The sequence below is a fragment of the Saccharopolyspora erythraea genome, assembly GCF_018141105.1.
GTDB classification, from domain to species: Bacteria; Actinomycetota; Actinomycetes; order Mycobacteriales; family Pseudonocardiaceae; genus Saccharopolyspora_D; species Saccharopolyspora_D erythraea_A.
In genome coordinates this window covers 424,458-436,371 of sequence record NZ_CP054839.1, presented here as the reverse complement: position 1 = coordinate 436,371, position 11,914 = coordinate 424,458, and the positions used below count along the sequence as shown (strand labels likewise).

10 protein-coding genes and 1 tRNA gene are annotated in these 11,914 nt (G+C 70.7%); 6 read left to right on the top strand and 5 right to left on the bottom strand.

The window, feature by feature from the left end; translation table 11 throughout:
- Positions 1-205: 205 nt before the first annotated feature.
- Positions 206-2,830 (top strand): PEP/pyruvate-binding domain-containing protein, encoded by a 2,625-nt coding sequence (locus HUO13_RS02065; RefSeq protein WP_211899816.1) that lies wholly within the window; start codon positions 206-208, stop codon positions 2,828-2,830.
- 166 nt (positions 2,831-2,996) lie between these two features.
- On the opposite strand, the gene HUO13_RS02060 is transcribed toward HUO13_RS02065, so the two are convergent.
- Both HUO13_RS02060 and HUO13_RS02055 read right to left on the bottom strand, forming a co-directional pair.
- On the bottom strand, positions 2,997-3,704 hold the full coding sequence (locus HUO13_RS02060; protein WP_211899815.1) for a hypothetical protein: 708 nt from the start codon (positions 3,702-3,704) through the stop codon (positions 2,997-2,999).
- Positions 3,705-3,868: 164 nt separating this feature from the next.
- On the bottom strand, positions 3,869-4,687 hold the full coding sequence (locus HUO13_RS02055; protein WP_211899814.1) for an SLATT domain-containing protein: 819 nt from the start codon (positions 4,685-4,687) through the stop codon (positions 3,869-3,871).
- 238 nt (positions 4,688-4,925) lie between these two features.
- Here HUO13_RS02055 and HUO13_RS02050 point away from each other — a divergent pair, with 238 nt between their 5' ends.
- Positions 4,926-6,929: a transglycosylase domain-containing protein gene (locus HUO13_RS02050; protein WP_211899813.1), complete on the top strand. Its 2,004-nt coding sequence runs from the start codon at positions 4,926-4,928 to the stop codon at positions 6,927-6,929.
- Between the two features lie 56 nt (positions 6,930-6,985).
- Here HUO13_RS02050 and HUO13_RS02045 read toward each other — a convergent pair whose 3' ends face one another.
- The gene (locus HUO13_RS02045) at positions 6,986-7,597 is read right to left on the bottom strand and encodes a TetR/AcrR family transcriptional regulator (RefSeq protein ID WP_211899812.1); all 612 of its coding nucleotides are present in this window, start codon (positions 7,595-7,597) and stop codon (positions 6,986-6,988) included.
- 71 nt (positions 7,598-7,668) lie between these two features.
- Here HUO13_RS02045 and HUO13_RS02040 point away from each other — a divergent pair, with 71 nt between their 5' ends.
- Positions 7,669-8,109 (top strand): SgcJ/EcaC family oxidoreductase, encoded by a 441-nt coding sequence (locus tag HUO13_RS02040; RefSeq protein WP_211899811.1) that lies wholly within the window; start codon positions 7,669-7,671, stop codon positions 8,107-8,109.
- A gap of 4 nt (positions 8,110-8,113) precedes the next feature.
- Here the strand turns inward: HUO13_RS02040 and HUO13_RS02035 are convergent, their stop codons facing one another.
- Together HUO13_RS02035 and HUO13_RS02030 are read right to left on the bottom strand one after the other, a co-directional pair.
- Positions 8,114-8,875 carry a phosphodiesterase gene (locus HUO13_RS02035; protein ID WP_211899810.1) on the bottom strand — a complete coding sequence of 254 codons (762 nt, stop codon included), beginning with the start codon at positions 8,873-8,875 and terminating at the stop codon, positions 8,114-8,116.
- Between the two features lie 143 nt (positions 8,876-9,018).
- Positions 9,019-9,108, bottom strand: a tRNA-Thr gene (locus HUO13_RS02030).
- Between the two features lie 314 nt (positions 9,109-9,422).
- Here HUO13_RS02030 and HUO13_RS02025 point away from each other — a divergent pair.
- The 3 genes from HUO13_RS02025 to HUO13_RS37220 all read left to right on the top strand — a co-directional run bounded on the left by HUO13_RS02025 (position 9,423) and on the right by HUO13_RS37220 (position 11,910).
- Positions 9,423-9,581 (top strand): hypothetical protein, encoded by a 159-nt coding sequence (locus HUO13_RS02025; protein ID WP_211899809.1) that lies wholly within the window; start codon positions 9,423-9,425, stop codon positions 9,579-9,581.
- A 212-nt stretch (positions 9,582-9,793) separates the two neighbouring features.
- Complete coding sequence (locus HUO13_RS02020; protein ID WP_211899808.1) at positions 9,794-10,066, top strand: hypothetical protein; 273 nt, start codon at positions 9,794-9,796, stop codon at positions 10,064-10,066.
- A gap of 8 nt (positions 10,067-10,074) precedes the next feature.
- Positions 10,075-11,910, top strand: a complete 1,836-nt coding sequence (locus HUO13_RS37220; RefSeq protein ID WP_249125023.1) for an alpha/beta hydrolase — start codon at positions 10,075-10,077, stop codon at positions 11,908-11,910.
- The last annotated feature ends 4 nt before the right edge of the window (positions 11,911-11,914 follow it).

Here is an 11,914-nt window from a genome sequence, read left to right as displayed (position 1 = left end):
GCGCTTGGCCACTAGTCCCGATGCGGCCGAACAGCCCAATCTCCTTTGCCCGCAATGCCTTTCCGCCGGAAGCGGTGAGTGTCCACACGATCGCGCAGCGCGCGCGTTCCCCTTAATTCAACATGTGTTGATTTTGTTGCCCCCGCGGGGTTACCTTTCGGACAGGGCGCCCACCGGAGGGCGCCGCAGTCACGAGGAGGCGGCCATGAGCACCGTCGAGACCACCACCGGCGCGGTGCTCGACCTGAGCCGGATCGACGCGGGCATGGGCGAGCTCGTCGGCGGCAAGGCCGCAAACCTCGGCGAACTGCTGGCCACCGGAGTGCGGGTACCGCCCGGTTTCTGCCTCACCACCCGCGCCTACGACGAGGTCTGCGCGGCAGCCGTCGGCGACGCCCTCGACGGTCTGCCCTCGACCGCCGCCGAGATCCGCGACCGGCTCACCGGCGTGGAGTTGCCCGACGCCCTGGCCGACACGGTCACCGCCGCTTACGCCGCGCTCGGCGACGACGTTCCGGTGGCGGTGCGCTCGTCGGCCACCGCCGAAGACCTGCCGCACGCGAGCTTCGCGGGGCAGCAGGACACCTACCTCAACGTCATCGGCGCGTCCGCGCTGCTCGACGCGGTACGGCGCTGCTGGGCGTCGCTGTGGACCGACCGCGCGGTCGCCTACCGGGAGGCCAACGGCATCGACCACCGGGCGGTGAAGCTCGCGGTCGTGGTGCAGCGGATGGTCGACGCGCAGGTCTCCGGCGTCCTGTTCACCGCCAACCCGGTCACCGGAAACCGCGGGGAGACCGTCGTCGACGCCAACACCGGGCTCGGCGAGTCGGTCGTCTCGGGTGCGGTGAACCCGGACCACTTCGTGGTCGACACCGCGACCGGTGCGGTCGTGACCAGGCAGCTCGGCGACAAGGCCGTCAGCGTCCGGCCGAAACCGGGCGGCGGCACCGAGACCGTCGCGGGCAGCGGCGCACCAACGCTGGACGACGACGCGCTTCGCACGCTGACCGCCGCGGGCGCGGCCGTCCAGCGGCACTACGGCACCCCGCAGGACATCGAGTGGGCCATCGACGCCGCGGGCACGCTCTGGCTGACCCAGTCCAGGCCGGTCACGACACTTTTCCCGCTGCCCGCCGAACGACGCGAGGGCGTGCGCGCGTACTTCTCGGTCAACGTCGCCCAGGGCGTCTACCGGCCGATCACGCCGATGGGCGCGGCCGTCCTGCGCGGTCTCGGGATCGGGTTCATGCGCCGCGTCGGGCTGCCCGTCGACCGCGACTCGCCACCAGTGTGGCGGCAGGCCGACGGATGGCTGTTCCTCGACATCACCGACGTGGTGCGCCACCCGCTCGGACGCCGCATCCTGCCCAAGCTGTTCGCGATGATGGAGGCGCGGACCGGCAAGGTCGTCGAAGCGATGCTCCACGACCCGCGCTTCGCGGTCCGGCGCGCCTCGCCGCTGCCGCTGCTGCGCCGGTTCGCGGGAATCGCCGCACGGCTGCGGGCACCGATCGCCATCGCGCGCACCCTCGCCAACCCGGCAAGCGCCCGCGCGCACGCTTCCCGCGTCGCGGACGAGATCCGCGGACAGCTCGCCCGCCCGCAGCCGTCCGGCACCGCCGAGAGGTTGGCGCACACGCGGCGCGTCATTCCCGACATGGTGGCGCCCCGCGTGTTCGGACTGATCCCGAAGCTGTTCACCGGCCTGATCCTCAGCAAGTTGATGCCGTCGATCCTGGGACCGCGCGTCACGGCCGAGGAGGCCCAGATCCTGCTGCGCGGCATCCCGCACAACGTCACCACCGAGATGGACCTCGAGCTCTGGCGGCTCGCGCAGTCGGTGGAACCGGGCGCCACGGCGGAGGAACTGGCCGAGCGCTACCGCGAAGGCAGCCTTCCGGGTTCGGTGCAGGCGGCGCTGGAGTCGTTCTTCGACCGGCACGGGCACCGGGCGGTCGCCGAGATCGACGCCGGGATGCCGCGCTGGGCCGACGACCCGACGCAGGTCCTGGGCCTGGTCGCCAACTACGTCAGCTCAGCGGGCGGTGGCCACTCCGCCGACGAGCAGTACCGGCTCGGGGTCGCAGAGGCGGAGGCCAAGGCGGCCGAGGTCGTCGGCCGGCTGCGGCGCACCAGCCCGCTGCGCGCCCGAGCGGCGGCGTTCACCATCGACCGGGTTCGCGGCATCGTCGGCATCCGCGAGATGCCGAAGTACTGCATGGTGCTCGGTATCGCCCACGTCCGCCGGGAACTGCGGGCGGTCGGCGCCGACCTGGTGGCGGCCGGTCGTCTCGACGCGGCCGACGACATCTTCTTCCTCGACTTCGACGAGGCGGAGGAAGCCGTCGCCGGTGCCGACCTCCGCGGACTGGTCACCAACCGGCGCGAGACCCACGAGCGGGAACTCCGCCGAAGGCACCTGCCGCGGCTGCTGCTGTCCGACGGCACCGAGCCGGAGGCGGGGATGCACGCCGAGATCACCGACGGCGTCCTGACCGGGACCTCGGCGTCGGCGGGCACGATCACCGGCCTGGCCAAGGTGGTGCGGGATCCGGTCGGGGCCGAGCTGGCGCCGGGCGAGATCCTGGTCGCGCCGTCCACCGATCCCGGCTGGACGCCGCTGTTCCTCACCGCGGGCGGCCTGGTGATGGAGATGGGCGGACCGAACTCGCACGGCGCCACCGTCGCCCGGGAGTACGGGATTCCCGCCGTCGTCGGGGTGCCCGCCGCCACCGAGCGCATCCGCACCGGCGACCGGATCACCGTGGACGGCTCAGCCGGGACGGTCGAAGTGCTCGGCGCCGCCGAGGAGACCGCCACGACCTGACGAGCGGTCGCAGGGATCTCCCGCCGCATCGCCGCCGTGGGGTTTCCCGCGTCATGCGCCCGCCGCCTGTCCGCCGCCGCACGGGCCCCGGCACGGCGATGGCCCCCGCCTCCTCGGGCGAGGGCCATCGATCGGCACGCGATACCGGCACCACGGGTCCGGTCGATCAGGCTCCGATGTTGCCGCTGAGCGGACCGTGGGCCAGCACGTTGCCTGCGGCCTTGTGCACGCCCGTCGCGTCGGGGCTCTGCCCGGTGACGTCCGCGAGCGTGTGGGCGACCGCGACCAGCGGGCCCGCGGCGCTCCGGCCCATCGGGGGCGGGACCGGGGTGGACTGGTTCAGCGCGTCGCCGACCACCGGGGTGCTGCCGTTGCTGGTGCCGAGGGCGTCCACGGCTCCGCCGACCGGGCCGCCGAGCGGCGAGCCGCCGCCCTCGCCCATCAGCGGGTCGATCACGCCGTTGACCGGGTTGGGCGCGTTGCGGCCCGCCGGCATGTTCACCGGCAGCTGCTGCCCGTGGGGCAGGACGCCGCCGACGACGTCGAACGGGGAGGCGGTCTTCGGGGTGACCACCTGCTCGGCCAGCGGGCTGAGCACCTCGCCGACCGGGTTCGTGCTGTTCAGCTCGCCGGCCGGGCCGAGGGGGTGCGGGGTGTTCGAGCGGCTCGCGGACGGGCTCGCGGGCACCACATCGCCGACCATCTTGTTCGCGCTCTGCAGCGCGCCCGTGAAGTTGGACGAGGCAAGGACGGTGTCCTTGCCTTCCACGGGCATGTCGACGTGGAATTCCGGCATCTCGGCTGCGGTGGCGGCGCCGGCGAGGCCGGCGCCACCAGCCAGAACTGCGGCCGCGGCGCTCAGGCTGCGTTTCATCGCCTTGCTCCTTTCCTGCACAGGCTGATTCCTGTGCGCTCCGCGGGAGATTACGGATAGATCAACCACCACGATTCAGCGATCACACGAGCGTGAAAGATGAACGATCCGTGATCGACATACCGGAACTGCGCACCACCTTCGAGCGATAAATGGAAATGCGACTACTGTCCGAGCGCGCCCAGGACGTCGATCCGCGGCGGCGACGTCACGCCGTGCTCGGCGCGCAATGCCTCCACGGTGTCGGCGAACTCCGCATAGGCCAGCGCCTCGTCGTCGAACCGCCGGTAGCGGCCCACCCGCAGCTCGACCGACTCGTACTCGCGCTCCAGCGAGTCGGCGGTCTGCTGCAGCACCGCGCCCCGCTCCCGGAAGCGCCCGTGGCCCGCCAGCGCCGCGGCGACCGCCACCACCAGGCTCAGCGCCACCGCACCCCACCTCATGTCCACGATGGACACCGACAGCGCGGTCGCGCACGCCGCGACCACCGATCCGGCGATGACGACGCCCTGGAACGCACCGTCCCGGCGCCGGTGGCCGCGGGCCTCGGCCCGGTAGCGCTCGATGACCTCGGGCAGGTGCGCCCGGTAGTGCTTGCGGACGCCGAGCAGGTCCTCGGTGGCGAACTCCTCGAGGAGCTGCTCGCGGAACGCCAGCTCCATGGCGCGGACCTCCTGCTGCATCCCGCGCACCCGCAGGTGCTGCGTGTAGAGCAGCCGCGCCGAGAGCACGACCGAGATCAGCGTCGCGACCGCCGCGGCCACGGGCAGCGGCTGGGGCCCGGATAAGGCGAACCACCAGGCCGTCAAGGCGACCAGGCACGGGTTGGCCGCGTAGGACCAGACCAGCAGGAACCGTTTCACCAGCCCCGACCGGTAGAGCTGCTCCGACCGCTCGGCGATCCGGCGTTCCCAGTCCTGCGCCCGCGGATGCTCGGCTATCACGCCGCTGCCGATGATGCCCGCGGCGTCCACTTTGTCCATCACTTCGATCCTTCCGGCGCGTTGCGCTGATCGGACTAGACCCGCGCGCCGCCGGCGATCGGCCGCCAGGTGATTGGTCGCGGTGGCGCTGCGGGAGGAGTCGCTCCATTTCGGGGACTGCCTGGCTAGTCACTGTGTCAGCGCCGCCGATCTCACGGAAATCAGATCGGGACGCAACCGAATTCATCACCCGTCCGTATGAAAGATCGACGGCAATTCCCCACCGGGAGAGTGAATTGTGAGCGATGACGCGACGACCGTGCTCGTATCCGCGGCACGCCGGCGCAGACGCCTGCGACGGGTGCTGCGCGCCGCCCTGTTCACCGCCACCGCGCTGCTGCTCGGGGCGGTCGGCGCGTTCGCCGCCGGCTACGCGGTGTGGGAGGTGCCGGACCCGCGAGCCGTCGCCACGGGCACCCAGCAGTCGATCGTGCTCCAGTACTCCGACGGCACCGAGATGACCAGGATCGTTCCCGGCACCGGCAACCGCACCATGATCGGTTCGCTCGACGAGGTCTCGCCCGCGATGCGGCAGGCGACGCTCGCCGCCGAGGACGCCTCCTTCTACAGCAACGGCGGTTTCGACGTGCTCGGCATCGTGCGCGCCGCCTACGCCCAGGTCACCAACAGCCCCGGCGGCGGGTCGACGCTCACCCAGCAGTACATCAAGCTCGCGACCGGCGAGGACGAGCACAGCTACACCAGGAAGTTCAAGGAGATCGTGCTCGCCGCCAAGATGACCAACGAGCAGCCGAAGGACGAGATCTTCAAGGCATACCTCAACACCGCCTACTACGGTCGCGGCGCGTGGGGCGTGCACGCCGCCGCCAACGCGTACTTCGGGAAGCCGCCGCGCGACCTCGACGCCTCGGAGGCCGCCGTGCTCGCGGGCGTGGTGCAGAAGCCGACCGAGAACGACCCGCGGGTCAACGCCGCGCAGGCCGCGAAACGCTGGGAGTACGTCGCAGGCCAGATGCTGGCCAACCACATGATCACCGGCGAGCAGCGGCGGCGGATGGCGGTGCCCGAGACCCGGGAGCGGTTCGCCTGGCGCGGCGAGGAGATGTCCGGGCCGCTGTTCCACATCCGGGAGCGGGTGCTGGAGGAGCTGGAACGCGACGGGCTCACGGCCAGGGACCTGCACCGCGACGGCAACACCGTCGTCACCAACATCGACCGCGACGCCCAGCGCGCGGCCGAGGAGACCGTCGCCGCGATGGCCGAGGGCAGGAGCCAGAACCTGCGCTCGGCGCTGGTTTCGATCGAACCGGGGACCGGCGCGATCCGCGCCTACCACAGCGGCGACCGCCGGATCGGCGGCTTCGACTGGGCCAGGGCCGCGCAGCCGCCGGGGGCGGCCATGCAGCCGTTCGTGGTCGCGGCCGGGCTGATGCGGGGTCACGGGCTCGCCGAGACCTACGACGGCACGTCACCGCAGGAGATCATGGGGGCCACCTACCGCAACTCCGGCGTCGACTGCTCGAGCACGTGCACCGCGCGGATGGCGATGGCCGAGGCGGCGGAGACGGCTTTCGTCAACATGGCGGCGCGGTTCGGTCCGGCGGCCGTGCTGGACGCGGCGCAGCGCGCGGGGATGCGGGTGGACACCGGCGACGACGAACGGCGAGTCGGGCTCGGCATCGCGACCGGCGACTACCCGGTGAGCACCGTGGACTTGGCGCGCGCCTACGCGACGCTGGCCGCGGGCGGTGCCGACCACGAGCCCCGCTTCGTGCGGCGGGTGCTGGACCGGACCGGCAACGAGGTCAGGTCCTTCGAGCCGGAGCCGCGGACCGCCTTCGGCGACGACCCGGAGGCGAGCCGGGACGTCGCGGGCAACGTCACCGAGTCGCTGAGACGGAGCGCGTGGGGGACGAGCTGGGCGCTGGACGGCAGGCGCCCGGTGGCGGTCAAGAGCGGAATCGCCCAGTTCGGCGGTTCCCCGGACAAGGCCCTGACGGCGTGGACGGCGGGCTACACGCCGCAGATCGCCACCGCGGTGTCGCTGAGCGCGAGCGACGAGCGCGGACGCCCGCAGCCGGTCGTCGACGCGACCTCGTCCCAGGCGGGGGACGCGCTGACCGGCCCGACCTGGCAGCGGTTCATGAACGCCTACCTCGCGGACGAACCGGTGGAGCCGTTCCCGGACTTCGGGCCCGTCGGCCGCTACGCGGAACCGAGCGGTGTCCCGTTCCCGCCGGTCAGTACATCGGTCCCGCCGCCGCCCCGGGTGGACCGGTAGGTGCCGGTGCACTGCCCGGCTGCCCCGGGTTCACCCCCGCAGTCCTCATAGGACATTCAGCCTCGGCCCAGCAGTGCGGCGAGGAGGGTCTGCCGCAGCCAGGACTCGTAGTCGTCGTAGGACCAGCCTGCCTCGGCGACGAGACTGTCGTGGACCCCTGCGCTCATCAGGGCCACCGCGACGTCGGCGGCCCTGGGGTCGACGCGACGGCCGGACTCGCGCACGCGGTCGACGATCATCTCGACGCCGAGGCGGTTGCGGCGCTGGGCCTCGGCCTGGGTGGCCGCGATGTCGGCGTCGACGGCGGCACCGGAGCCCATGATCGCGACGATGTCGCCGCAACGCTCCCTGACCTGGCGGCTCACCCTGGCCAGCAGGCCGATCAGCGCCTCCGGATCGGTCATCGCGTCGGCCTCGGCCATCAGGTCGGGGATGCCCGCCTCGTCGTCCAGCAGGTCGACGAGCCCGGTGAGCACGCCGGCCTTGGAGCCGTAGTGCGCGTAGATCGTCTGCGGAGCGACGCCCGCTTCCTTGGCGATCAGGCGGATCGGCGTGCGGGCGTAGCCGCGTTCGGCGAACAGCCCGCGCGCGGCGGTGAGGATCGTGCGCAGCGTCAGCGCCTCGCGCCGGTCCCGCAGCCGGACGATGCCGGGAAGGTCCGCGGGCATGTACCCTCCAGAGTTGGAACGTTGTTCTAGTCAGTAGATCGTCGCTCTAAACTAGCAGGGAGCGCAGAACCGTGACAGCAGTGGACGAGGTGCTCACCGAGATGGCGCGGGCGTGGAACGCCGGCGACGGCACCGCATGGGCGGCGAACTTCGCCGAGGACGCCGACTTCGTCGACGTGGTCGGGCGCGTGCAGCGCGGCCGTGACGTCATCGCCGCGGAGCACCAGAAGATCTTCGACACCATCTACCGGGGCAGCCACCTGGAGATCTGGCAGGTCGACAGCCGGCCCCTCGACGACCGCACCCTGCTGGTGCACACCGCGTCGACGCTGCGCGTCCCCGCCGGCCCGCGCGCAGGCGAGTGGCACGGCATCCAGACGAAGGTCTTCCGCGACGGTGAGATCCTGGCCTTCCACAACACCGGCCGCGCGGACCTGGCCGACTTCGCGCACCACGACGAAGCCCTTGCCGACCGCACACCCCAGGAGTGGGGCCGGATCGCGTCGAGCTGACCGTTCAGGCGCTGGGGATCGGCAGGGTGTGCGTGCCCGCGGACGGCCCGTCGATCAGGTGCAGCAGGAACGAAGCGGGGTCCGGGTACAGCGCGGGGATCTCCTCCCCGGTCGTGAAACCGATCTGGGTATGCGTGCTCGGCGCCGTGGTCAGCGTCGTACCGGCGAAGTCCGCCACCACGGCACGGTGCACGTGCCCGGCCAGCACGCGGACGACGTTGCGGTGGCCTGCGATCACCCCGGCGAACTCGGCGGCATCCTCCATACCCATCCCGTCCAGGTAGGGGACGCCGACCGCGACCGGCGGATGGTGCACGCACACGACCGCCGGAACATCGGGCCGGCGCGCCAGAACTTCGCCGAGCCAGGCGATCTGGTCCGCACCGAGCCGGCCACCCGGCGACCCGCTCACGTGCGAGTCGAGCGCCACGAGGGTGAAGGAGGGATAGTCCACCGCATAACGCGCTTCCCGTGCACCGCCCAGGACGCCCGTGCCGCCGAACACCTCCGCCAACCCTCGGGGGTCGTCGTGGTTTCCCGTCGTCAGATGGACCGGAACCGGGAAGTCCGCGATCAACGAACGCACGGCTTCGTACTCCTGCCGACGACCACCGTCCGCCAGATCACCGGTGATCACGACGCAGTCGGGCGACCGATCCAGCGCTCGCACGCACTCGAGCCCCCGGCTCAGCCGTTCCACGGAGTCGTCACCCTGCGCACCGGTGGTGATGTGCGGGTCGCTGAGCTGCGCGATGATCACCATCATTCCCGCATGCTCCACGGCACCCGCCAGCCCCGGCAAGCGATCATGTCAAGGGCGAACGGATCGGCAGGCGGACCACACGGCACGCTCGGCCCCAAGATGCAAAAAACCGCAGGCCACAGCGGGTGGCCTGCGGTTTTCGAGCGAGCCGCCTTGGGGAGTCGAACCCCAGACCTACGCATTACGAGTGCATTTCGCGTCTCATAGCACCCCGAAGCGTGGCGTAGCGCGGCGGCTCCACCGCAGGTCAAACCCCCTGTGACAACCACGCGATAGGCAGCGAGGCATAGCGTCAAATAGCGAGGCGCGCTGGCCGTTTGCTGCCCGTCGCGACCACAGTGGACAGACGTGCGGAGTAGTGAATGAACGACCGAACGGGAATCCCGAGGCGGCCCCGCCTGGCCTCGGTGGCAGCCCTCGCCCTACTGAACCTGACGACGATCGCCCTCCTCTGGGCGGCCGGCTCGGGCGTGTCCGGAACTCATGAGCGGCAGGCTCCGGCCCTCCCGACGGAGGCCGCCGCGCCCGGCACCGCTCCCCAGCCGCCGTCGTGGCTCGCAGCTTCGTCAACGGCACCCGCATCACCGTGCTGGCCCAGCAACACGAGCTCCATCCCTCCACGGTGCTGCGGCTGCTCCTGTTGGCCAACGTCGAGCGACCGCGCCGGCTGGCCCGCGCACCGCGCGGGAGCCGCATCCCACGCCAGTAATCCGACGCCGCGAGCACGGCCACCGCTGTAGTCCTCGGCGTGTCGGTCAGCGTCCGGCGTGTTGGTCCAGTGGCACCCGAACAGCGATCTGAGCTGTTCGGGTGGTCGTCGTGGGAATGAGTAGAAACCCCATCCTCACCCTCTGACCGCTTCGATACGGTCGCCACGATCAATACAACGATCATTCCCGTGATCAAGGGGAGGACACGCTGATGGGGGTCCGGATCGATCCGGCCAAACTCGGAGAAATGGCGGGCGGTTTACAGCGCGCGACCGATGACCTGAGCAAGGCACGGCCGCTCCCACCGGGTGATGCCGGACCTTCGAGCGCTGCGGTGTCAGCCACGGTCGCCGACTTGCTCCGCGCAGCCGCTGGATACGTCGAGACCGCGCACCGCGGGGCTGCGGATCTGGACGCAAACAAGGCGGACTACTCCTCGACCGACGACGACAACTCCGGCATGTTCCGGCAACTGGGGCGGTAGCAGTGAGCATGCTGAACACCTGGGTCGCAGGCAATCCTGGAGCGATGCGCTCCTATGCCGAGCAAGTCCGCGCCTACGGCACAGGCACCGAGCAGGTCGCCACCGGACAGCACCAGGCGCGCAAGGAAGCTGCTGGCGAATGGGAAGGTTCGGCGTCGGATGCCTTCCAGAACTGGGCTGCCGGGCAGGGAAAGGATGGCGACGGCCTGGCCGCGTTGTTCCCAGCGGTGGCGCGCGCGATCGATTGCTGGTCCGACGAGATCGACACGGTCAAGTCGCGGATGGAGCAGGCCAAGCAGGTGGCCCGCGACGGCGAGCTCACAGTCTTGGCCGATGCTATCCAGCCGCCTGCCCCGTTCACGCAGCAAGCAGCGGGACGGCCGACTGGTCCTATGTCCACCGCGGACAGCGCCGCTCATGCGGATGCGGTGGCCGGCTTCGACGCGGCCAAGGCCCTGCATGCGAAGAAGGAAGCTGCGTTCGCTGAGGCCCACGCGACTGTTCAGCAAGCGCGGGGGATGGAGCGGGCCGCGCACGAGAACCTCGTCCGGGCCCTTGATGGCAGCCGCGCCAACCTGGAAGGCATTCCCCACGCCGCGGAGTGGGCGAAGGCCGGTGCGCAACCAACCAGCCCGGCCGGGGCAGCGTTGGCCGAAGCCGCCACGGTGGTGGAAAACCGTGCGGCCGAGGCAAGCCGCGGAATGTTCGAAGGCGCGCTGAAGCAGGGGCCGGCCGCAGTGTCGGCGTGCTGGTCGTCTCTCTCGGCCTCGCAGAAAGCCGACCTGGTAGATCGGTATCCGCAGTTGGTCGGGCGCGCAGACGGCGTTCCCACCCTCGTTCGGCATGACGCGAACGTGAGACTGCTCACCAGCCAGCGCGCGGCGCTCGAAGCCAAGTACCGGGCTGTGCAGAACGGGATCAACAGCATCAAGCCCGGCGACGGCATGTCGGCCGAGAAGCAGCGGCTGGAGAGCCAAGCCGAGGAGATCCGGCAGGCGCTGGAGGGTCTGGACAAGGTCGAGAAGAAGATTCAGCAGCCTGATCACTACCTGCTCGGCATCGACGCCACGGCCTCGGGCGGCCGGGGTCAGGCGATCATCGCGCACGGCAATCCGGACACCGCGCAGAACGTCATGACCACGGTGCCAGGCACCTACTCGGACCTCGGCGATGTCGTCGACTACGTCAACAGCTCCGACAGGGTGATGCAGCGCGCCCACGCGATGGCTCCCGGGCAATCCTTCGCCTCCATCACCTACGCCGGTTACGAGTCCCCACCCACCTTGATCGACGCCTCGTTCGAGAAGTACGCCGAGCAAGGCAGCAAGGGGCTCTCCCAGTTCCAGGAAGGACTCCGCGCAAGCCACCAGCTCGACCAGCCCAGCAACAACACCGTGATCGGCCACTCCTACGGCTCAACCGAGGTCGGCTACGCAGCACGGGACCACGGCTTGCACGCCAACAACATCGTTTTCATCGGCTCCCCTGGCGTCGGCGTCGACCACGCCAGTGAACTCGGCGTGCCTCCCGACCACGTGTGGTCCGGTACCTCCGGCATGGACATCATCGACTACGCGACACCATCGCCGAACCCGGCCGACTACGGCCCCGGCGACAGCAACGAACCACCGATGCCGTGGGACGGCCCCAGCAATCCAGGCGGCGATCACGACGACCACTGGTTCGGAATGAACCCCTCCGACCCAGGCTTCGGCGGCCGGGAACTGCCCACAAACGCCTGGGGCTGGCATGGCGACTACTGGTCCTACGATGAGTCGCTGAACGGCATGGCCCGTGTGGTCGCCAACCAGGGACAGCAGCCCGCGCCGAACAACCAGGGGTAGCCCC